The 22130-nt window shown below is 47.8% G+C and carries 24 protein-coding genes, 1 pseudogene and 1 other annotated feature; of the genes and pseudogenes, 13 read left to right on the top strand and 12 right to left on the bottom strand.

Features of this window, described 5'->3' with window-relative positions; translation table 11 throughout:
* Positions 1–34: 34 nt before the first annotated feature.
* Both tyrS and U2H13_RS18895 read right to left on the bottom strand, forming a co-directional pair.
* Positions 35–1270 carry a tyrosine--tRNA ligase gene (tyrS, locus tag U2H13_RS18900; protein WP_103526531.1) on the bottom strand — a complete coding sequence of 412 codons (1236 nt, stop codon included), beginning with the start codon at positions 1268–1270 and terminating at the stop codon, positions 35–37.
* Positions 1271–1315: 45 nt separating this feature from the next.
* Positions 1316–1527, bottom strand: a binding site (T-box leader).
* Positions 1524–2021: a MarR family winged helix-turn-helix transcriptional regulator gene (locus U2H13_RS18895; RefSeq protein WP_014419207.1), complete on the bottom strand. Its 498-nt coding sequence runs from the start codon at positions 2019–2021 to the stop codon at positions 1524–1526. It overlaps the preceding feature by 4 nt.
* Positions 2022–2199: 178 nt before the next feature.
* Between U2H13_RS18895 and U2H13_RS18890 the strand changes: the two genes are divergently transcribed.
* A complete protein-coding gene (locus tag U2H13_RS18890) occupies positions 2200–3060 on the top strand; it encodes a glycosyltransferase family 8 protein (RefSeq protein WP_038461681.1) in 861 nt (286 codons plus the stop codon).
* A 57-nt stretch (positions 3061–3117) separates the two neighbouring features.
* Here the strand turns inward: U2H13_RS18890 and U2H13_RS18885 are convergent, their stop codons facing one another.
* On the bottom strand, positions 3118–4863 hold the full coding sequence (locus U2H13_RS18885) for a S8 family peptidase (protein WP_103527221.1): 1746 nt from the start codon (positions 4861–4863) through the stop codon (positions 3118–3120).
* 161 nt (positions 4864–5024) lie between these two features.
* Between U2H13_RS18885 and celB the strand changes: the two genes are divergently transcribed.
* Positions 5025–6359, top strand: coding sequence for a PTS cellobiose transporter subunit IIC (gene celB / locus U2H13_RS18880; RefSeq protein WP_007407728.1), 1335 nt, complete (start codon positions 5025–5027; stop codon positions 6357–6359).
* 28 nt (positions 6360–6387) lie between these two features.
* On the opposite strand, the gene U2H13_RS18875 is transcribed toward celB, so the two are convergent.
* Positions 6388–6771, bottom strand: a complete 384-nt coding sequence (locus tag U2H13_RS18875; RefSeq protein ID WP_003150894.1) for a VOC family protein — start codon at positions 6769–6771, stop codon at positions 6388–6390.
* Positions 6772–6865: 94 nt separating this feature from the next.
* Here U2H13_RS18875 and U2H13_RS18870 point away from each other — a divergent pair, with 94 nt between their 5' ends.
* Entirely contained in the window at positions 6866–8053 is a 1188-nt protein-coding gene (locus U2H13_RS18870) for a class I SAM-dependent rRNA methyltransferase (RefSeq protein WP_103526532.1), read from the top strand.
* 81 nt (positions 8054–8134) lie between these two features.
* Here the strand turns inward: U2H13_RS18870 and U2H13_RS18865 are convergent, their stop codons facing one another.
* From U2H13_RS18865 to U2H13_RS18845, 5 genes are all read right to left on the bottom strand, one after another.
* Complete coding sequence (locus tag U2H13_RS18865; protein WP_095271085.1) at positions 8135–9037, bottom strand: DUF2268 domain-containing protein; 903 nt, start codon at positions 9035–9037, stop codon at positions 8135–8137.
* Entirely contained in the window at positions 9024–9785 is a 762-nt protein-coding gene (locus tag U2H13_RS18860; RefSeq protein ID WP_095271326.1) for a MerR family transcriptional regulator, read from the bottom strand. The genes U2H13_RS18865 and U2H13_RS18860 overlap by 14 nt, the downstream gene beginning before the upstream one ends.
* A gap of 154 nt (positions 9786–9939) precedes the next feature.
* Entirely contained in the window at positions 9940–10134 is a 195-nt protein-coding gene (locus tag U2H13_RS18855) for a YwbE family protein (RefSeq protein ID WP_003150901.1), read from the bottom strand.
* Between the two features lie 129 nt (positions 10135–10263).
* Positions 10264–10944: a CidB/LrgB family autolysis modulator gene (locus tag U2H13_RS18850; protein ID WP_007407726.1), complete on the bottom strand. Its 681-nt coding sequence runs from the start codon at positions 10942–10944 to the stop codon at positions 10264–10266.
* On the bottom strand, positions 10926–11312 hold the full coding sequence (locus U2H13_RS18845) for a CidA/LrgA family holin-like protein (RefSeq protein ID WP_007407725.1): 387 nt from the start codon (positions 11310–11312) through the stop codon (positions 10926–10928). Before U2H13_RS18845 ends, U2H13_RS18850 begins: the two co-directional genes overlap by 19 nt.
* A 106-nt stretch (positions 11313–11418) precedes the next feature.
* Between U2H13_RS18845 and cidR the strand changes: the two genes are divergently transcribed.
* The 6 genes and pseudogenes from cidR (at position 11419) to U2H13_RS18815 (ending at position 16177) form a co-directional block, all read left to right on the top strand.
* Positions 11419–12327 (top strand): cidABC operon transcriptional activator CidR, encoded by a 909-nt coding sequence (gene cidR / locus U2H13_RS18840; RefSeq protein ID WP_003150908.1) that lies wholly within the window; start codon positions 11419–11421, stop codon positions 12325–12327.
* Between the two features lie 2 nt (positions 12328–12329).
* Complete coding sequence (gene thiM / locus U2H13_RS18835; protein WP_376700582.1) at positions 12330–13148, top strand: hydroxyethylthiazole kinase; 819 nt, start codon at positions 12330–12332, stop codon at positions 13146–13148.
* A complete protein-coding gene (gene thiE, locus U2H13_RS18830) occupies positions 13145–13819 on the top strand; it encodes a thiamine phosphate synthase (RefSeq protein ID WP_021494737.1) in 675 nt (224 codons plus the stop codon). Before thiM ends, thiE begins: the two co-directional genes overlap by 4 nt.
* Positions 13820–13894: 75 nt before the next feature.
* Positions 13895–14214 (top strand): annotated as a pseudogene (locus U2H13_RS18825) (Efem/EfeO family lipoprotein); the annotation flags it as partial.
* Positions 14215–14232: 18 nt separating this feature from the next.
* The gene (gene efeB, locus U2H13_RS18820) at positions 14233–15489 is read left to right on the top strand and encodes an iron uptake transporter deferrochelatase/peroxidase subunit (RefSeq protein WP_163094093.1); all 1257 of its coding nucleotides are present in this window, start codon (positions 14233–14235) and stop codon (positions 15487–15489) included.
* An 85-nt stretch (positions 15490–15574) separates the two neighbouring features.
* Positions 15575–16177: a DsbA family protein gene (locus U2H13_RS18815; RefSeq protein ID WP_376700581.1), complete on the top strand. Its 603-nt coding sequence runs from the start codon at positions 15575–15577 to the stop codon at positions 16175–16177.
* A gap of 20 nt (positions 16178–16197) precedes the next feature.
* Here U2H13_RS18815 and U2H13_RS18810 read toward each other — a convergent pair whose 3' ends face one another.
* The 3 genes from U2H13_RS18810 to U2H13_RS18800 form a co-directional block, all read right to left on the bottom strand.
* Entirely contained in the window at positions 16198–16872 is a 675-nt protein-coding gene (locus tag U2H13_RS18810; RefSeq protein WP_014419193.1) for a glycosyltransferase family protein, read from the bottom strand.
* Entirely contained in the window at positions 16872–17552 is a 681-nt protein-coding gene (locus tag U2H13_RS18805; protein WP_014419192.1) for a bifunctional 2-polyprenyl-6-hydroxyphenol methylase/3-demethylubiquinol 3-O-methyltransferase UbiG, read from the bottom strand. The genes U2H13_RS18810 and U2H13_RS18805 overlap by 1 nt, the downstream gene beginning before the upstream one ends.
* Before the next feature lie 217 nt (positions 17553–17769).
* Positions 17770–17931: an anti-repressor SinI family protein gene (locus U2H13_RS18800; protein WP_003150917.1), complete on the bottom strand. Its 162-nt coding sequence runs from the start codon at positions 17929–17931 to the stop codon at positions 17770–17772.
* 335 nt (positions 17932–18266) lie between these two features.
* Between U2H13_RS18800 and U2H13_RS18795 the strand changes: the two genes are divergently transcribed.
* The 4 genes from U2H13_RS18795 (at position 18267) to galT (ending at position 22123) form a co-directional block, all read left to right on the top strand.
* The gene (locus tag U2H13_RS18795; protein WP_014419191.1) at positions 18267–18890 is read left to right on the top strand and encodes a TetR/AcrR family transcriptional regulator; all 624 of its coding nucleotides are present in this window, start codon (positions 18267–18269) and stop codon (positions 18888–18890) included.
* A 79-nt stretch (positions 18891–18969) separates the two neighbouring features.
* Positions 18970–19356: a GtrA family protein gene (locus U2H13_RS18790; protein WP_025649414.1), complete on the top strand. Its 387-nt coding sequence runs from the start codon at positions 18970–18972 to the stop codon at positions 19354–19356.
* Between the two features lie 51 nt (positions 19357–19407).
* The gene (locus U2H13_RS18785; RefSeq protein WP_072176916.1) at positions 19408–20592 is read left to right on the top strand and encodes a galactokinase; all 1185 of its coding nucleotides are present in this window, start codon (positions 19408–19410) and stop codon (positions 20590–20592) included.
* Entirely contained in the window at positions 20582–22123 is a 1542-nt protein-coding gene (gene galT, locus U2H13_RS18780; protein ID WP_100262084.1) for a UDP-glucose--hexose-1-phosphate uridylyltransferase, read from the top strand. The genes U2H13_RS18785 and galT overlap by 11 nt, the downstream gene beginning before the upstream one ends.
* Positions 22124–22130 lie beyond the last annotated feature (7 nt).

The raw sequence follows: 22130 nt of genomic DNA, 5'->3' as shown, positions 1-22130 counted from the left end.
CTTTTATGTGCAGTCCGGCTGTTTATTTATCCGTTTACGCGCAGCAAACAAATTTTCGCTTGCCCACCTGAATCGTCATGCCGTCTTCTGCGGTAATGACGGTATGAAGGGCATCCGTTTTCTCCCCGTTCACTTTGACTCCGCCGTTTTGAATCATACGGCGTGCTTCGCTTTTTGAAGAAAAGAGTCCAATCGTGACGAGCAGCTCAATAAGGGGCACGGTCTTTTCTCCGTCCCATATGACGGTTTTCATATCTTCAGGCAGGCTGTTTTGCTGGAAGACACGTTTGAAATGCTGTTCTGCCGCATCCGCCGCTTTCCTGCCGTGGTACATTCTGACGATTGTACCCGCTAAGATCATTTTGGCATCTCTCGGATGAAGCTTTCCTGATTCCAAATCCTTCTCCATCTGTTTTTTCTCCGCAGGCTCTAAGTCTGTCGCTAAATGAATATATGTTTTCATCAGGCTGTCCGGCAATGACATCGTTTTGCCGTACATGTCGTTCGGATGCTCGTCAATACCGATGTAGTTGTTTTTTGATTTAGACATTTTTTCAACGCCGTCAAGACCCTCCAAAAGCGGCATGAGGATGACGACCTGCTTTTCTTTTTTGTAGCGTTCTTGGAAATGGCGGCCCATCAGCACGTTAAAATGCTGGTCCGTACCGCCGAGTTCGATATCGCTTTCGAGAACGACAGAATCGTAACCCTGCATCAGCGGGTAAAAGAATTCGTGAAGTGAGATCGGTTTTTGCATGGCGATGCGCTCCTCAAAGTCGTCGCGCTCCATCAGACGGGCGACAGTAATTTTCCCCGCTAATTCAATCACATCTTCCAGATTCAATGTCTTCAGCCATTTTGAGTTGCAGTGAAGTTCAACTTTGTCTTGATCCAGCACCTTGCCAAACTGTTCAAAGTAGGTTTTGGCATTGTGCTGGACTTCTTCATCAGTCAGCTGTTTTCTGGCTTGCGACTTCCCCGTCGGATCACCGATTTTTCCGGTAAAGTCCCCGATAACAAGCTGTATGATATGGCCGTTTTCTTGAAATTGGCGCAGTTTGTTTAACACGACGGTATGGCCCAAGTGGACGTCGGGTGCGGACGGATCAAGGCCGAGTTTAATGTTCAGCGGCTTGCCGGATGTCACTGATTTGGCGATTTTATTTCTCAATTCTTCAGGCGGTATGACGTCCGCGGCGCCGGTCATGTACAAATCCAGCTGCCTTTGTACTTCTTTTTCCTGATCATTCGTTAAAGTGATTGATTCCATCTTTTACATCCTCCTTTTTTTACCCAAACAAAAAAGCCGCATCCCAAAAGGGACGTGGCTGTATGCACGCGGTACCACCCTGATTGAAGACGACGTCTTCCGCTCATTCGAATAACGGTTTCCCGTTCTTTGCTACTGAAGTTCACAAAGAAAGCTCAGGGAGGTAATTCACGTTTGTCTTTGTGCCGGCTTGCACCATCCGCCGGCTCTCTGAAACAGGGAGACAATCCGTTACTGATTCCCGTCATAGCTGCTATGTTATGAAATTGTCAGCGATTTTTTGCAGCAGGGCGGACAGCGTTTTTTGTTCCTGTTTATCCAGACAGGCCGTCAGTTCAATTTCCCCCTGATGAAAGTCGGGGTAAAGGTCTTCAATAACCTTTCTGCCCTCATCGGTAATACTGACGAATACAAGCCTGCGGTCTCTTTTGTTCGTTTGTCTGCTGCATAAGCCCTTCTTCTCCAAAGTGTTCAGGACATTGCTCGCCGTCGCCGCGGTAATTCCGGATAGAGCGGCTATCCTTCTTGTATCAAGCGTTTCCCATTCACAAAGGTCATACAGAATGGAAAACGCCGTCCATGATAATTTGTGTGCCGACAGCACCTCTTTCTCCATTTTTACACGGAGCTGCTGGGCGGACCGATAGAGTGCAGCGGCAATATAGGCCGCCTCTTTGTTTCGGCCGGATAGATCGGAAAAAGGCCTGTTCGGCTTCTTATTGTCTGATCCGGCATCGTTGCGATTCGTCAATGGCGTCTTGCTCCTTATTATTGTCAGAATCATTAGCTATGAAATGAATTTTAACAGAGAATGCAAAAGATATCAAATCGCAAACAGCACATTCCCGCAGAAAAAATGTGTAAGATCGAGGTTTACTTTTTAAAAAAAGGGAAAGACATTTGTACAACAAAAAGGGAGATGAATATCAGTGGGAAAGAATGAAACAATGCATATCGTATCATGTGCCGATGATCATTATGCTCGTCATTTGGGTGGGATGTTCGCTTCTTTATTGATGAATATGGATAAAACAAGGGATGCGAAATTATATGTGATCGACGGCGGAATTACTTCCGAAAACAAGGACAAGCTTGAACAGACCGCGATGTCATTCGGGACACCGCTTGAATTTTTAGAAGTAGACGCTGATCAATACAAGCATGCAGTCGAAAGCAGCCACATTACAAAAGCGGCTTATTACCGCATTTCCATCCCTGATTTAATTAAGGATGAGTCCGTAAAGCGGATGATTTACATTGATTGCGATGCAATTGTGATGGAAGATATTTCGGTTTTATGGGACTTGGATATTTCCCCGGCAATAGTTGCGGCGGTAGAAGACGCCGGACAGCATGAAAGACTGAAAAAAATGAATATCAGCGACACTGCCAAGTATTTTAATTCCGGCATTATGATTATAGATTTCGAACCTTGGAGAAGACAGAATATTTCCGAAAAGGTGATTGATTTTATCAACGAAAACAGCTCGGAGGATTTTCTCGTGTTTCATGATCAGGACGCGCTTAACGCGATCTTATATGATCAATGGCATGAACTGCATCCGCGCTGGAACGCGCAGACGCATATTATCATGAATGAGAAAACGCCTCCTGAACTGATCGACCGTATCCGTTACAGAGAAACACGTGCCGAACCGGCCATCGTCCATTTCTGCGGCAGCGACAAGCCTTGGAATACAGGCACCTCGCACCCGTATCGTGATCATTATTTCCGATATATGTCCTTTACGAAATGGAACACGATTGACCGCCCGGCCATGAACCAATAGGCAGGTGTGATGAAAACGCTTGTGAAGCCGCTATCCGGCTCTCAAGCGTTTTTTTTATTATTTCACCCGAATCGCACGCACGCGTTTTTGCAGACTGGTCTTTTCGGCAGACGGCTTCAACCGGCTGACTGCCGTTTGCGCCGCTGATTTTGCTTTTTTCGTCTTGGTTTTTTCAGCCGCTTTTACTTTGTCTCTAGCCTGTTGCCGGTTGAGTTTATCTTTTATCCGGTCAAGCCGTTTTTCCAGAGCGGTTTTTTCTTTTCCCGGCTGGATTTCGCTGACTGCTTTTTGGGCTTTTGCGGTGCTGGCCTCAGAGGTCTTTTTTTCCGCCTGCTTGACGCTGGCCTCAGCTGTTTTCAAAAGGCTTGAGTTGACAGCGTTAAGCCGCTTTTGCAGCCCTTTTTTCTCTGAACCGGCCGGTAATTTGCGGATGGCGCTTTGTGCGGCATTGACGGCGGTTTTTTTCTTTTGTTTTTCGGCAGTCCGGACTTTGTCTCTTGCGTCCGTCACATTTCTTGCCGTCTGGACTTTATTGATCCGCGCCTCGAGAGCGGTTTTTCCCTTTGACTTGGACAGCTTGCTGACTGCCGTTTTTGCTTGATTGATATCTGCCTGTTTTTTCGTCTTTTCCGCTTTTATTACGGCCCGTTCGGCGAAACTCTTTTGCTTTACGTGATATTGCACCAGGCCGTACCCGAATCGGCTGTCACGTCCGGGAGCGCCCAGATCTTTGATGTTTTGCTGCATCTGCTGCCGGAGCTGTGTATTTGTTTCCTCGGGATATTTCTGCCTGAGCAGCGCGAACATGCCGGTGACGTGCGGCGCGGCTTGAGATGTGCCGTCAGCCGCGGCGTACATTTGATTCAGATACGTGCTCGTAATATTGGTGCCGGGTGCGGCAAATTCAATTTGTTTTCCGGTCGTGGAAAAAGCCGCGAGACCGTTTTTTTCAGTTGACGCTGAGACTGCCGTTACGCTGCTGTAGGCACCCGGATAATTGACGGGTTTTTTGTTGCCGTCGTTTCCTGCGGCGGCTACGATCACGATTCCTTTTTTGTATGCTTTGTCTACGGCGTCGTGAAGAATTTTGCTGTCTGCGTTAGTTCCGAGGCTCATATTGATGATGTCCATTTTGTTGGCGATCGACCAGTCGATCGCTTTAAGAAGGCTTTTAAGATCGCCTGCACCCTTTCTGTCTAATGCCTTAACCGCATATAACCGGACATCCGGCGCGATGCCGTCAATGCCGTATCCGTCATGTTTGGCCGCAATGATTCCGGCGACATGCGTCCCGTGTCCGTTGTCATCTTTGTATGAGGAAGTATAGCTGACTGCGGAATAGCCTCCGGCAATGGAAAGGTCATCATGAGGGTAAATGCCGCTGTCAATGACAGCCACTTTCACCTTTTTTCCCGTCAAGCCTTCTTTCCACGCCTGCTTGACCTGAGTCGGTTCTATATCCCATTGCGGCAGCGCGTAACTGCTGCTTTGGGCCGCTGATAACGGGCGGATATCAGAACCGCCTGCTGCCTGAAAGGATACATTGTCTTCTACATATAAGATGTCAGGGTCCTGTTTCAGGTCTTTCACCGTTTGTGAATCGGCTGACACGGCGACTGCCGGGAGATGCTGATAGGTCTGTTCCACATCCGCTCCGCTGTCTATGGCGGATTCCTTGCCGTTTTGATTTTTGTACACCACGATAACGTCCCGGTCGTGCGTCTCGGCGTGCGCGGGCGCCGCGGCGGAGAACAGGCTGACGCACAAGGCCGCGGCCATTATCGGTTTCAGGATGTGATACATTGTGATTCCCCCTTTTTCTTTATATATCGGCAGTGCGGAATTCTTTTTTTCCTGAGGGATAAGGAAAATTTCTGTATGCAAATGTAAGCGTTTCCAAAATATGATGGAGAAAATGCTTTAAGACATCTGCGCAATGAACTCAAAAAGGGGGTTTTTGATAAATGAGTACGTTCAATCGGGTCATGGAAGAAAAAATCATGCCTGTCGCCGGAAAAGTCGCCGGTCAAAGGCACTTAAGAGCTTTGCGGGACGGCATTATTTTGACTATGCCGCTTATCATCATCGGATCGGTTTTTCTGATTCTGACGAGTCTTCCGATTCCCGGTTATGCCGATTTTATGGCTGGTCTTTTCGGTGAAAATTGGGTTGAAAAGCTCGGGTATCCCGTGAATGCGTCCTTTGACATTATGGCGCTTGTCGCCGCCTTTGGGATTGCCTACCGGCTTGCGGAAAGCTATGAAGTGGATGCCCTGTCGTCGGGAGCCATTGCCCTTGCCGCCTTTTTATTGGCGACGCCGTATCAGATTCCGTTTATTCCTGACGGCTCGGCAACAGAGATTATGGTGGGAGGCGGCATTCCGATTTCGCTGCTCGGAAGCAAAGGTCTGTTTGTCGCGATGATCATTGCAATGCTGTCTACGGAAGTGTACCGGTTTATCATACAAAGAAATATCGTTATTAAGATGCCTGACGGAGTGCCGCCTGCGGTCAGCAAATCGTTCGTTGCGCTCATCCCCGGTTTCATTATTATTACGCTTGTATGGCTGGCCCGTCTGTTTATTGAAATAACTCCTTTTAAAAGCCTCCACAATGTCGTAGGCGATCTGCTGGGCACCCCGCTGTCTATTTTGGGCGGGAGTCTCGGCGGAAGTCTTATCGCCGAATTCGTGCAAATGCTGCTTTGGTCGTGCGGCATACACGGCGCGTCCATTATCGGCGGCGTCATGTCGCCGATCTGGTACGGGGCGATGGACGCCAACCGTTTGGCTTTTCAGGCGGGAGAAGCGCTGCCGAGCATTTTTACGACACAGTTCTTTCAAATATGGATTAATGTCGGCGGAAGCGGAGCGACGCTTGCCCTTGTGCTGACCATGCTTGTGCGCTCCAGAAGCAAACAGATGAAACAGCTCGGCCGTCTCGGCATCGGGCCCGCGATTTTTAACATTAACGAACCGATTATTTTCGGGATGCCGCTCGTCATGAATCCGCTGTTAATCGTGCCCTTTATCATTGCGCCGCTCTTGACCATTACGGCGACGTACATCGGGATGAGCACGGGGATGGTGGCAAAACCGGCGGGAATCGCCGTGCCGTGGACGATGCCGCCGCTGATATCCGGTTATTTGGCGACGGGCGGGAAAATCTCCGGTTCGGTCATGCAGCTGATCAATCTCCTGATTACATTTATCATCTATTATCCGTTTTTCCGAATTTGGGATCTTCAAAAATGGAGAGAGGAACGGGCGGCGGAACAAAACGTCACAGAAGAAACATAAAAAAAACGGGCGCTTTCGCCCGTTTTTTTTAACGCTGGAAAAATTCGATCCATTCGCCGTCAGGTCCTTCAATGTAAAAGTAGCGGTACCCGTTCGGAAGCGTCGTGATTTCTTCATCAATGAATACGGCGCCCTGACGCTTTGCATGTGTGAACTCCGCTGCGATATCTTCAGTCAATAAAGCAACATGGTGCACTTTTCCTTCTGCGGGAAGCTCGCTGCTGTAGCCCTGGATCAGCTCAATTTCTGTCTCCGGCCCTTCTTGAAAGCCGAGAAAGGCAAGTTCAATAATGCCGTTCGTATGAGTGATACGATCCTTTAACTGCATACCGAGAACGTCTTGGTAAAAGGCGATGGATGTTTCAATATCTTTGACCATAATGCCTGTATGGTCGATTCTTTTGGCTGTCATGGTTTTCCCCCTGTTTTGAATTTTTCGGGACAATGCGGTGTTGATCATGTTTTATGGTACGATAAGAGAAAGCAAAACGAAAGAGGAATGCACAATGAAGCTACTTACAGTGAAAGATACATTTGCCGGAAAGCTGAAAAAAGGATTCCCCCTGATTGAAAAAGACGCTCTGTCCGGAAGCTCGGCTCATTTAACAGAGGGCGATCTTTTTGATGTGACATCCGAGAAGGGTGAGTTTATCGGAAAAGGCTATTACGGTTTGCAGAATAAAGGAGTCGGCTGGGTGCTGTCCCGCGCGAGAGATGAACGGATCGACGGACGTTTCTTTCTGGACAAGCTGAAAAAAGCGGCTGAAGCAAGAGCCCATCTGTTTAAGGCGCCCGATACGACGGCGTTCCGGCTTTTCAACGGTGAGGGCGACGGCATCGGCGGCGTCACGATTGACTTTTATGACGGTTATCTGCTGATTCAATGGTACAGTAAAGGCATTTACGCTTATAAGGACAGCATGATTGAGGCGATTGACGGACTGGAGCTTTCTTATAAAGCGATCTATGAAAAGAAACGATTCGATACGGCTGGGCAATACGTGGAAGACGACGATTTTGTCAAAGGCGAAAGAGGAGATTTTCCGGTCATTGTTCAAGAAAACGGCATACGGTACGCGGTGGATTTAAACGATGGGGCGATGACGGGCATTTTCTTAGACCAGCGTCATGTGCGCAAAGCGATTCGGGATAAGTATGCAAACGGCAGACGGGTGCTGAATACGTTCTCTTATACGGGGGCATTTTCCGTTGCGGCGGCGCTTGGCAGAGCTGAGAAAACGACCAGCGTCGATGTCGCCAACCGCAGTCTCGCAAAAACGATTGAACAGTTCAGCGCCAACGGAATTGATTATGAGGCGCATGACATTAAAGTCATGGATGTTTTCAAATACTTCGGCTATGCGGAGAAAAAAGGGCTGGCGTTTGACCTCATCATCCTTGATCCGCCTTCTTTCGCCCGCACAAAAAAACGGACGTTCAGCGCGGCGAAAGATTATAAAAACCTGCTGAAGGAAACGATCGCCATCACTGCAAAAAACGGCATCATCATCGCTTCGACAAACAGCAGCGCCTTCAATATGAAGAAATTTAAAGGCTTTATAGAGACCGCCTTTAAAGAAACAAATGAGCGTTACGACATTTTGGAAGAATATACGCTTCCGGAAGATTTCAAAACGATTCCCGCGTTTAAAGAAGGGAATTATTTGAAGGTTGTTTTCTTGCGGAAAAAATAGGATGATCATTTATAGCGTGGAAAGAGGGGAAAAGAAAACCCTCTTCCATCGCTTTAATACGGGATAAAATAATCTTCATTCTTAAAGAAACAACCCGCTATTTCTTAGTATCTCATCTGTGCCAAGTAAAGTGGCCTCACTAATGCCCACATTGTTGGCTTTCATGAAGGATTGCACCGCTTGGTAGCCAACCGCATAACCGGCAAACGGTGATAAGCCGACAGGCTGATAACCTTGTTCGGCTGCAAAGGTGTCACCAAACATGTAACTGCTGACCTCAGCAAACCCTTTCACATTTAATGAGTCTTTGATGATTTCTTTTGAGTATTCTAAGTCTTCTTTTTCAAAAGAAGTAACCCAGGGACCTAACAGAGCTTCTCCGTAAAGTTCTTTGGCAAACGATTCTGCCAGCCCCTCTATAATTAAGTAATCCCCAACCGTTACGTTCCCATAATCCCAATTGAAATACGAAAAACGAATATTATGATGAAATTCATGTGCGATTACAGCAGGCAGTCTCGGTATGTTATATGAATTGGGGAATATTGAAACTTGAATAAATCCCGGAATTCCTCCGAATCCACAATACCCTCTATGTAACTCAAGCTTTTTTTGATTAGCCAGATACATCCCAAACCTTATTTCATCAGCATTTATTTTTAAGCGGTTTTGTTTGATAAATTCTACACAATGAGTTAAAGTGCCATATGCAATTTGAAGAGCTTGAATTTCTTTTAGATTCTCTAATGCTTTTCTTCCGGTTTCCGTATCAAATATGCTCAGATAGCCCAGCATATTTGCAGCCATGATTACATCATATCCGTTAGGTTCCTTTGCCTTTAAGGGAACATTCATCTTTTTCCACATATCTTCAAAAGGTTTCATCATTGAATACCGATAATAATCTTCTCTATTTTCAATCATTGAAAATAACGTTTCGTATTGCCCAATTGTATCCTCGATAATGATTTTAATGGGTACCACCCTTTTTTTGGTTATCTATATAAATTGTAATGGCATCACTCATGAGCTTCGCCAACCCTTCACCATACCGGTCGATGTTCTTAGTGAAGCGTTTATCTTCGATATAGAGTTGACCTAATCCGTAAAAGGCATCAAAAGAATATTCACCAAAATTTTCATTGAGAAAATCAAACCACTCTTTGATAGCTGTTTGTACGTCTGGGGACTTGGGAGATTGGTTAATAAGGAGTGCAAATTTATTGAACATTGCAGTCCACTTATCAGATAAATCTTTTTGCTCACCATCAGTCATGTTTTTCAATCTAATATTTACCTTATCGACAGGTTGATCACCCCACCGTTTGCGAGCTTCTTGTTCATAAAGATTACGATTGAAGTTCATTCCCTCAAACCGCTCTTTGTTCGTCATGCAAATCTCTCCCATCATATGTTTGATTGATTTATCGATGGTTGCAATCATCTTATCGACTCTATTCCGTTTCTCAATCAACATTTTCTTTTGTAAAATTAATGCCTCCCTTCGGTTAAATGAAGGACTATTAATGATTTCTTTAATCTCTTTTAAGGAGAAATCGAGCTCCTTGAAAAATAGTATCTGCTGCAGCTGTTCAAGATTCTCTTCAGAATAAAGCCGATAACCGGAATCGGTCGTTTCCTGAGGAGTCAATAATCCAATTTGATCGTAATGATGGAGAGTACGTATGCTTACTCCAATCAGTTCAGCTACCTCTTTTACTTTCATACCCATCACGTTTGCCGCCTCCTTAATGGCTACTCTAAAGTATTACGCAGCGTAAGAGTCAATAGTTGGATAAAGATTTTTTGTATATAAAGGGAGAACATATGAGGATTTCATTGCTGAAATTAAAGAAAAAAAGCCGGGCGTGAAGCTCCGGCTTTTTCTATTCAATAATGTGCTGGACCCGGCCGATTCGCCCGTCTTCAAGGCGGACCTTAATACCGCGCGGGTGGAAGCTTGAGTTCGTCAAAATATCCTTCACGATTCCTCTTGTCAGCTTTCCTGAACGCTGATCGGCTTTCAGGACGATATCGACTTCAAGTCCTTTTCTGATGCTGCTTCGCTGCTGGCCGTTCATATGACACATCCGTTCTTCAGTCTTTTCACTTCATATCTTATCATATCGTGTTTTCGTCTTTTTATGAAGGACAGACAAATCAATCCTTCATAGCAAATAAAAAAAGACCGCTCTGTAAGGAGCAGTCTTTTATGACATAAACGAAAGCAAAATCGGGGCCGCGCACAGTGTCATAATCGCGGCGAGAATCATGGACACGCTTGAGATCGTTCCTGATACGGAGCTGAGCTCAAATGCTTTAGATGTTCCCGCTCCGTGCGCGCTGGTTCCGAGCAGCACGCCCCGGGCAATTTCGTTATCAATGCGGAAATAGCGGATGACCATCGGCCCGATGATCGTTCCCAATAAAGCCGTTAAAATGACGAAAACCGCTGTAACGGCCGGCATCCCGCCGATCATTTCTGAAACGTTCATGGCAATCGGCGTCGTCACGGATCGCGGCACGAGACTGTCGACTAAGCTGCTGCCGAGATGGAACCATTTGGCGATAAAGGCCGTTGACAGAATGGCGATACATGAACCGACCGCTACGTTCAAAATAATTTCCACGGCGTATTTCTTTAAAATCGGGAAATATTTATAAAGCGGGATGGCGAACGCCACTGTTGCCGGCTGAAGCATATCGGTCAGCAGTCCGCCGCCGAGATTGTATGTCTGATACGGGACATTGACAAGAAGCAGCAGTACGACCAAAACAGCGGGCGTAATCAGAAGCGGCGACGTATACACCCGCGGAAAACGAGTGTAGAGTTTTTTCGCGCCCAAATATACTAAGACAGTTAAGAATAAACTTATGATTCCGATGAACACGTTTGTTTTTTCTCCTTTCTTTTTGCTATCAGCTGTGTAAGCGTACCTGTTGAAACCATCACGACAAATGTGCTGATGACGACGACAAGTAAAATGCTTACGCCGAATTTAGACATAATATCTCCGTATTCAATCACTCCGACGGCAGACGGGATGAAAAACAGCAGCAGCTCACCGAGGAGCCATGCTGCGCCAAGCTCAATCCATTCAAGTTTGATAATCTTGAAATGCAATAATGTGAAAAGAATCACAATCCCGATTATACTGCCGGGAATATTTATATGAAGAGCCGCCGTGACCCAATTGATCAGACGCGCAAATATAAACAGCAGAGCGATTTGAATAACGGTAAGCAGCAATTTTTTCATAATGATGCCTCCCTTATATTTATATTGTACAGAAGGTTTTGCTATAGGTAAAATACATATAAAGAATAATGTGTATTCCTTTTGTCTATAGAAAGGATGAAATGTAATGGATATCCGGCACTTAACGTATTTCTTGGAAGTGGCCCGTTTGAAAAGCTTTACGAAGGCTTCACAGTCGCTGTATGTTTCACAGCCGACAATCTCAAAAATGATTAAAAACCTGGAGACGGAGCTCGGCATTAAGCTGTTTTACCGCAATGGCCGGCAAGTTGAACTGACTGACGCCGGGCAGAGCATGTATGTGCAGGCGCAGGAAATCACAAAGTCATTCCAAAACCTGACGTCAGAGCTGAATGATATTATGGAAGTGAAGAAAGGGCACGTCCGCATCGGTCTTCCGCCGATGATCGGGTCCGGCTTTTTCCCGAGAGTGCTCGGTGACTTCCGCGTCACATATCCCGATGTGACGTTTCAGCTTGTTGAGGACGGCTCTATTAAAGTGCAGCAAGGGGTGGAGGACGGCTCGCTTGATATCGGGGTCGTCGTGCTTCCCGCGAATGAAGAAATTTTTCATACGTTCACAATCGTCAAGGAAACCCTTATGCTCGTCGTCCATCCGTCACATCGGCTCGCTGACGAGAAAGAATGCAGTCTTCACGAATTGAAAGAAGAGCCGTTCATATTTTTCAGGGAGGATTTTGTCCTTCATAATCGAATTATGACGGAATGCGTGAAAGCCGGATTCAGGCCGCACGTCATTTATGAAACGTCACAGTGGGACTTTATCAGCGAAATGGTATCGGCCAATCTCGGTATCGGCCTTTTGCCGGAAAGAATCTGCCGCGGTCTTGATCCTGACAAAGTCAGAACCATTCCGCTCGTTCATCCGGTCATTCCGTGGCATTTAGCCATCATTTGGCGGAAAGACCGCTATATGTCCTTTGCCGCCAGAGCCTGGCTGGAGCATACGAAATCGTATTTATGGAATCCGAAAAAGAGAAAAAAGGATGATTAAGCATGGACGCACAAACCGCAGCTCAACACTTGAGTAAAGTGCGGGATCAAAACCCGCTCGTTCACAGTATCACCAATAATGTCGTCACGAACTTCACCGCTAACGGACTGCTCGCGCTCGGCGCATCGCCCGTTATGGCTTATGCAATTGAGGAGGCCGCCGACATGGCGAAAATCGCAGGAGCGCTCGTCCTGAATATAGGCACCCTCAGTTCGGTGTCGGTTGAAGCTATGATCGCAGCCGGAAAATCGGCCAACGAAAACGGTGTTCCGGTCATTTTTGATCCGGTAGGCGCCGGCGCCACGCCGTTTCGGACGGCATCAGCCCGCAAGATCATACAGGAGGTCCGCTTGTCCGTCATTCGCGGAAATGCCGCGGAAATCGCCAATATTGCCGGCGCCCCTGATTGGAAGATAAAAGGCGTGGATGCGGGGGAAGCCGGAGGAGATGTGGTTCAGCTCGCTAAGACGGCTGCAAGCGGGATGAAGACGGTCATTGCGATTACCGGAAAAACCGACGTCATCTCCGACGGCACCGGCACATACGCCGTACATAACGGTGATAAACTGCTGACGAAGGTGACGGGGGCGGGATGCCTGATGACGTCTGTAATCGGAGCCTTCTGCGCAGCGGGGCAGGACGTTCTGCAAGCGGCCGTTTCAGCCGTTTCTGTATACGGAAGCGCCGCTCAGCTTGCCGCTCTGGACACCTCCCATAAGGGGCCGGGCAGCTTCCAGATTGAGCTTTTAAACAAGCTGGCAAGCATCTCCGAACAAGAAGCGGCCGAGCTTGCCGCAATTGAAAGGGTGACAGAAAAATGACGCGTATTTCTCGGGAAATGATGAAGGATATGTTATCGGTTTATTTTATTATGGGATCAAACAATACAAGCGCAGACCCCGTTTCCGTGGTGAAAAAAGCCATTGAGGGCGGCGCTACGCTTTTTCAATTTCGGGAAAAGGGGAGCGGTTCTTTAACAGGGGATGAACGTGTCCTGTTCGCGAAGCAGGTGCAGGATGTCTGCAGGCAGGCCGGGATTCCTTTCATCATTAATGATGATGTCGAATTGGCCTTGCGCCTTGAGGCGGACGGAGTGCATATCGGACAGGATGACGCAGACGCCGAAGAAACGAGAGCGGCAATCGGCGATATGATTCTCGGTGTGTCAGCACATAACGTCTCCGAGGTGAAGCGGGCGGAAGAAGCCGGAGCCGATTACGTCGGAATGGGCCCGGTCTATCCGACCGAAACAAAAAAAGATGCTGAAGCTGTGCAGGGCGTTACATTGATTGAAGAGGTGCGGCGTCAGGGCATCACCATTCCGATTGTAGGAATCGGCGGCATTACGGCTGACAACGCGGCGCCCGTCATTGAAGCGGGTGCAGACGGCGTCAGCATGATCAGCGCCATCAGCCAAGCCGAAGATCCAAAAGCGGCGGCGCGCAAGTTTTCAGAGGAAATTCAGCACTCCAAAGCAGGGCTGTCCCGATAGGGCGGCCCTTTTTCTGTGTGCGCAAAAAGGCAGTGACGGACTTGGAGAATATAAGCCGTATGTCAAGAACAGGGCAATCAGCTTGCAATATCGACCGAAGCGTTTGACGGCTCTATCGCTTCTCTTAAAGTGACGCCTGAACCAATCACCACCGGCGCCGAAGGCTCGAAAGCCCTCTATAAAACAGTGAAAAGCGCGCAGTGAGAGATCGTTTCGAGGTCACGGAAAAACTTAATGCGGAATTCAGCGAATTTGAAGTTTTGATGTCGAAATACAAAACGTGCGATCAATCGTATACGTCCTGTGATACATTAAGTACAGATCAAATCAGAGAGATAAGCACAAAGCTGACGGCCCTTTCTGAAACCATGTCGAAGATTGCCGATGTGCTTTAAAAGGAGTTAAGACACAGCATGAGCGATGAACATAACAAGGAAAAACAGATCCACAGACGGGATGTCCTGAAGTGGGGCGCCGTCGCGGGCGCCGCCGTTGCTGTCGGAGCGAGCGGCCTCGGAGGACTCGCGCCGCTCTTCAAACCGGCGGCCACCGCTTCAAAGAAGAATGATGAAAAAAGGGATCGTGATCAAATCGTTCCTTTTTACGGAAAGCACCAAGCAGGAATCACAACGGCGCATCAGACGTATGTGTATTTTGCGGCGCTTGATGTCATGTCAAGCGACAAAGCCGATGTCATCTCCCTTTTCAAACATTGGACAAGCCTGACGCAGCTGCTGACTTCAGGCGCCGTCCCGTCAGGCGAACAGAAAAATAAAGATATGCCTCCGCAGGATACCGGGGAGTCGCAGGATCTGGCACCGGCGAATTTGACCGTTACCTTCGGCTTCGGCCCCGGGTTTTTCGAGAAAGACGGGAAAGACCGCTTCGGACTGAAGGATAAAAAACCGAAGCACCTCGCCGATATTCCGCCGATGCCTAACGACAAGCTCGATAAGAAACAAGGCGGCGGTGATATCGTCATACAGGTCTGCGCGGATAATGAACAAACGGCGTTTCACGCGGTGCGAAACCTGATGAAACTGGCATCCGGCGTGTGCGAAGTCCGCTTCCTCAATAAAGGTTTCTTAAGCGGCGGGAAAAACGGAGAAACACCGCGCAACCTCTTCGGATTCAAAGACGGCACCGGCAACCAAAGCACGAAGGATGAAAACATGATGAATTCGATCGTTTGGGTTCAATCAGGGGAGCCGGACTGGATGACGGGCGGCACGTACATGGCGTTTAGGAAAATTAAGATGTTTTTAGATATATGGGACCGTTCATCCTTGAAGGAACAAGAGGACACGTTCGGGCGGGTGAAAAGCTCGGGCGCGCCTTTCGGACAAAAAAAGGAAACCGATCCCGTGAAGCTGAATCAAATTCCCGCCGACTCGCATGTCAGCGTGGCAAAATCAACCGGCAGACAGATTCTGCGCCGGGCATTTTCCTATACGGACGGAATTGATCCGAAGACGGGCTATGTTGACGCAGGCCTGCTGTTTATCTGCTTTCAAAAAGACCCGGACCGCCAATTTGTCCCGATGCTGAAGGCTTTGGCGGCAAAGGATGCGCTGAATGAATACACACAAACGATCGGCTCTTCCTTATTCGCCTGTCCCGGCGGCTGTAAAAAAGGAGAATATATCGCCCAAAGGCTGCTGGAATCGTGACACCTTCCATATGGAGGGTGTTTTTAAAAAAACACTTGTAACTATATATGTTACATCTTAAAATGAATAGGAAAGGAGACTTACAATGACACTGCAGATTAAAGTATATTCTGATTATGTATGTCCGTTTTGCTTTGTCGGCAAAGCGGCGTTTGAAGAAGCAATCAAGGACAAGGACGTACAGGTGGAATGGATGCCGTTTGAATTGCGTCCAAGCCCCTCGCCGAAACTTGATCCGGTGAATGATCCCGCCAAGCGGCAGATGTGGAAAAACTCCATTGAGCCGATGGCGCAGTCGTTAGGCGTTGACATCACGTTCCCCCGCGTGTCACCGCATCCTTACACGGATTTGGCATTTGAAGGCTTTCATTTCGCAAAGGAACATGGGAAAGGAAGCGAATACCATACACGCGTTTTTCAGGCGTTCTTTCAGGAAGAACAAAATATCGGTGACGTTGGCGTGCTGACAAAGCTTGCGGAAGAAGCGGGACTTGACGGTGCTGCCTTCAAAGAGGCGCTTGAGACAAGAGCGTACAGACACGTACAGCAGGAAGCGCTCCGCCATGCTTATGAGGAAGCCGGCATTACGGCAGTGCCGACGTTTACCATCGGCGATGAGAGAATCCCTGGCGCGGCGGGAAAGGAAACCTTTGAACAAATCATTGAGCGGGAACTGAATAAATGTTAACCCGTAAAAAGCCCTCTCGATCAGCGAGAGGGCTTTGCCATATAGTGTTTGACAAATGTTTGTCTGTCCGCTTCATATGCCGCGACGTCAAATGAGTCGCCGCAAAAATGAAGGCACCAAGGGTCTTTTTGGCAGGCGACGCCGACTTGATAGCCGTGTTTTTGAAATTCAAGCGACTGTGATGTGTCATAAAAATGAAAGCCGCGAAACAAATCCTCCCGCCACTCCACGTCATATTGAGCCGCCATTAACAAGCCGTCAATGGCGTCAGCGGGCGTAAACAGGCCGTCTTCATCACCGTGCTCAAAGTCCAGCGGATGATAAGCATTCCCCCGGTATTCAATCACTTTTCCCATCCGCTCTCCGCTTTCCCACCAAATGCCGTTCGGCGGCAGGGTTTTGCAGCCGGCGACACCGAGAAGGCCGAGCTCCTGATGAGATTGAAAGATATGAAGCATGTCATGAAGGAAATGCTGATGAATGATAAAGGTATCCTGATGCAGATAAATTTTATATTTGGAGGGGTGTTTCAGCGCTTTGTTGTAGGACGAGGCCATGCTTGCTGAATCGTATATCGGCATGATATCAACGGAGTATGAAGGGGGGACGGTAAGCTGCATGATATGGCTTTTGCACCGGGAGTACAGCGACTCGTCATTCACACAGACGACAAACAGAAATGAATGTGAATCCATTACATGCTCCTCTCGGCCTCAATCACATATTGATAGGCCGATGCTTCTGTCATAAAGTCATGCCTTATGCCAAGCTGTACGCATACTTCGTGCAATGATGCGATGGCTTTGTGATAAGTGGGGTGATCAACGCGGATCGCCTCAATGCGTTTCACCTCATAACCGGCGGCTTTAAATAATGAAAGCATCTCTTCCCGGGTAAAAAAACGCAGGTGGGTCTGATCCATTAATCCGGCGTCACTGTAAGTCCATTTGCCGGCTAAAAGCTCCAGCACCACTGAGATGTGGCCGACATTCGGTATGCATGCAAGCACCGTGCCGTCTTTTTTTACATAAGGACGAAGCTTTTTCAGCACTGACCAGGGGTCGACAAGATGCTCAAGAACGTCCCCGAACAGCATGCAGTCGAATTGCTCTGATTCGTACGGAAGAATGGCGGATTCAATGTCGCCGCAAAGCACGTGGCTCAATTTGCTTTCCGCCTTTTTTGCGGCTTCGGGATACGCTTCAATGCCGTAAACCGTTATTCCGCGGTCTTCGATCGCCGCTCCTAAATTGCCTGTGCCGCAGCCGACATCAAGCACTGTCCGCCAGTTTTCGTCTATTTTGTTCAATAAATAAGGATTCAGGCCTTCGTAGTAGTTCTGTTGTTTTTCATCATAATAGGGATTCGTATCCATCTGTGTATCACCTCATAAATGGGCATATACACAAGATATGCAGCGGGGGGATCTCATATCACCATGTTTGGCTGTTCAATTGCGGAATGCGGACGGGAATGGTTGTCCGGTATACGGTTTGTTCTCTGATTCCCCTCTTATTGCGGATGTTCCTTTGAAAACTCGGGTGCGGGCGGACTGTGGCAGGTCATATAGTAAAAGGATCCGCCTGTAAATCTTACCGCTGGCGGATGGTGTTTTTCATTGGTGTTTTTTTCTTCACCGCTTTTTCAGTATTTAAGAAGCGCCTCACATCGTCAATGTGCAAACCCATGATTCTAGCCTCTTGAATTAACAATTGCCAATCTTGATCTATATCTTTCATTACATGAGTTTTCATAAGAACCTCCAATTGAAAAATTGATTTGCCCAGCTACAGCAGCCAATGTATAACAAATATCACACATAGTTGGCCGGTAATCCCAAATTGAAGATGAATTCACCTACCTATTCCCTAAGAAAATGACTGAAATAACCAAAATCCTTCAAGAATTCTTACATATAATAATAAACAAATAAATACTGACTGGATAGTATGCAAATAAAAATAAATCATATGACCTATTAACATATACCCTCAAAGCGTCGACTAGCATATTCTTTTTGCATAAAAAATACCGCAAAAGAATGATTCGGTGTAAGATAAAGTGAATGATCAAACAGCTGGGGTAAAAAATGAAAAAAAACAAATTTCAAATTAAGAGAGAAGAAACATTTGAAAGTTTTATTGACGCAGGCCTTCATCTCCTGATTGAAAGAGCTTACGATTCAGTCTCAATCGATGACATCAGTAAAGCGGCGGGTTTCAGCAAAGGCGCGTTTTACGTTCATTTTGAAAGCAAGGAAGATTTTCTGAAGCATTTATTAGACAGGCGTCAGATTAAAAAAAGGATCATCACCGGCTATCTCGACGAATTAGAAAAGCAAACCGCGCGGCCGTTGACGCTTTGTGAAGCTGCGGCAAGCGCGGCCAGCCTGTTGATGCGGTTTGTAAACAGCAAGCCTGCCTGGAATGTTGTGTCTTTTGCCGTTCATATGCCTACTTACAAAGTCGTCAGTGAATATGAAGCTTATATCCGTCTTTATAAGTTATGGATAGAAGAAAGCACTATGTACATAAATTGGCTCAAATCGAGAAATTTAATAGAAGACCATATAGATACCGAGCATACCGCTAAAATGATGTGCGCGCTCATCGACGGGATGATTAAGCAATCCAATGTGCTGGGAAGGCCGGTTACTTTCCGCAGCATGTTTGACGCGCTTTATGTTTTTGTCAGCGGCAGAAAATCAGGGTAACGTTCTTCTTGATTTGACAAAAGGTTTAGAAAAGTCTTTCAGAAAGCGAGGAACTGCCATGCGTTACAGAGAAATTATGATGTATATCATTATGGGGATATTCACGACCATCGTGAATATCGTCAGTTTTTACATTCTGACGTCGGCATTTGAGATGGATTATAAGGCGGCGACTGTCGCTGCTTGGGTTCTGTCCGTTCTATTTGCATATGTCACGAATAAACTGTATGTATTTCAGCAAAAGACCGCGGGGATGCGGAGTCTGATGAAAGAATTGACGGCCTTTTTCAGCGTGCGGGTATTGTCTCTCGCCATCGATCTCGCCATGATGATTCTTCTGGTCAGTCAATTTCATATGAACGAAACGCTGGCGAAAATCGCCGATAACGTCATTATCGTAGTCGTCAACTATGCGGCCAGCAAGTGGATTGTCTTCAGAAAAGCGAAAGAAGAGGGCGTGTCATAACGGTTTCTTTCCGCGCCCCGGGGGAAAGTGTAATGGTGAAAGGGGATGCGTATGAAGCACAAAATAAAGAAAGCGTTTGCTGATGTATTCGGGGAATCGGAGGACCTGCGCATTTTCTTTGCGCCCGGCAGAGTGAATCTCATCGGAGAGCATACGGATTATAACGGGGGCCACGTCTTTCCGTGCGCGCTGACAATCGGTACATATGCAGCTGTCCGGGAGAGAGGGGACAGGCTCGTCAGAATGTACTCTCATAATTTTAAAGAAGCGGGCATAAAGGAATGCAGTCTCGATGATATCCGCTATCAAAAAGAGGACGGGTGGGCCAATTATCCGAAAGGGGTCATGGCGGAATGTCTGGGCAGCGGTTTTTCCCTTCCGCACGGCTTCGATATTGTGTTCTGGGGAAACATCCCGAACGGCGCGGGGCTGTCATCTTCGGCTTCGATTGAACTTGTCACGGCGGTCATTCTCAAGGAATGCCATGAGCTTGAGGCGGATATGCCCGACTTGGTGAAGCTCGCTCAGACGGCGGAAAATTCCTTTATCGGCGTCAGCTGCGGAATGATGGATCAATTCGCCATCGGAATGGGAAAGAAACATCATGCGATTCTGCTGAATTGCGGGACGCTCAGTTTTGAATATACAAAACTCGGGCTGTCGGGGCTGTCGATCGTTATTGCAAATACCAATAAAAAACGAACGCTTGCAGACTCAGGCTATAATACGAGGCTCAAGGAGTGCGGGGAAGCGCTTTGTGATCTTCAGAAGCATCTTTCCGTTCAATCACTGGGAGAACTGACCCCTTCCGCTTTTGACGCCCATGCGGAGCTGATTCAGAATGAAGTGAACAGACGCCGGGCAAAACACGCCGTCTATGAAAATCACCGCACAATAGAGGCCGCCGACATGTTCAGTAACAATCAGCTTCATCATATCGGTGAATTAATGAGGGATTCGCATCTCTCTTTACGCGATGACTGCGAGGTGACGAGTCATGAGCTGGATACACTGGCTGAAGCGGCCTGGCGCCACGGCGGGGTGATCGGATCAAGGATGACGGGAGCCGGTTTCGGCGGCTGTACAGTCAGTATCGTCAAGGACGATGCGGTTTCGGATTTTATTGAAACGGCAGGGGCCCGCTATGAGGAAAAGACAGGGAGAAAAGCTGACTTTTACACGGCGGATGTCGGAGCCGGAGCGAGAGAACTAAAGGGGGATGACGATGGCAATTGAGCGGCACGTGGAACGTTTAATCCAGTACGGATTGCAAAAAGAGCTGATTTCCTATCTTGATATTGAATATACAAGAAACCGTTTATATGAAGCTTTGCATATCACCCATCCGGAGGTTTCAGAACAGAAAGAAAATGAATCGGCGGCATCATTGCCGGACATATTGTCCCCGATTTATGAATGGGCGGCAGAAACGGGCCGGATTGCAGCCGATACAGACACCTATCGCGACCTGCTGAGCGCGAAGATCATGGGCTGCTTTGCCCCGCAGCCGTCCGAGATTGTCCGTCGTTTTGAAGAAACAAAGGCGGTGCACGGGCCGGAGCAGGCGACAAAGACGTTTTACCGATTTTCAGAGGATATGTATTATATCCGTTCGGACAGAATACAGCGGAATGTCGGGTGGACGGCTGAGACGGCTTACGGAAAGCTGGACATCACGATCAACCTTTCAAAACCGGAAAAAGATCCGAAAGCAATTGCCGCTGCCAAAGAGCAGCCTCAATCCGATTATCCGAGATGTGTTCTTTGTAAAGAAAATGTCGGGTACGAGGGGAGACCCGATCACCCGGCGCGTCAAAACCTTCGTGTCATTCCGGTAATTCTCGGCGATGAGCAGTGGTTTCTGCAATTTTCTCCGTATGTGTATTACCGGGAGCATTGCATCGTTTTGAAAGACCGGCACGAACCGATGAAGATCAGCAAAAAAACGTTTGACCGGCTGCTGTCATTCGTCAGCCAGTATCCTCATTATTTTCTCGGTTCCAATGCTGACCTGCCGATTGTCGGCGGCAGTATTTTAAGCCACGACCATTTTCAGGGGGGCAATTATGAATTCCCGATGGCGCGGGCGGAGACAGAAAGGCGGTACAGGCTGCCTGACTATCCGAAAACGATGTTGGGAATTGTGAAGTGGCCGATGTCGGTCATCCGCCTGCAAAGCGGGAGCGCGTCTGAGCTTTCCGGCGCGGCGGATGCCATCCTGCGGGCGTGGCGCGGTTATTCCGATGAGGCGGCTGATCTCCTCGCCTTTTCAGGAGAAACACCGCACAATACAATTACGCCGATTGCCCGGCGGAGAAACGGTTTATTCGAATTAGATCTCGTCCTCAGAAATAACCGCACCTCTGATGAGCATCCGCTGGGAATTTTTCATCCCCATCAGGAAGTTCATCACCTGAAAAAAGAAAATATCGGACTGATTGAGGTAATGGGGCTTGCGATTCTGCCGGGCCGCCTTGAACAAGAAATGAAATACACGGCTGAAGCGCTGTGCTCACCGGACCCGGAAGCGGTCTTAACGGCAGGCCCTTCTGCGGCAAAGCATAAAGATTGGGCGCTCAGTGTGCTGCATAAGCGGAAGATAACGAAAGAAAACGCGGAACAGATTCTGAAAGAGGAAATCGGCCATGCCTTTGCGCGGATACTGGAGCATGCCGGCGTCTTTAAACAGACAGAAGAAGGCAGAGCGGCTTTCCGGCGGTTTATCCGCCATTTGGGCGCTCTACCGGAAAAAAGCCTCATCCCATAAGGGACGA

Origin of the sequence: Bacillus sp. A1 (assembly GCF_042296235.1) — a bacterium.
Taxonomy (GTDB): Bacteria; Bacillota; Bacilli; order Bacillales; family Bacillaceae; genus Bacillus; species Bacillus velezensis.
The sequence above is the reverse complement of the archived record's forward strand: the minus strand, read 5'-3'. Positions and strand labels throughout refer to the sequence as shown.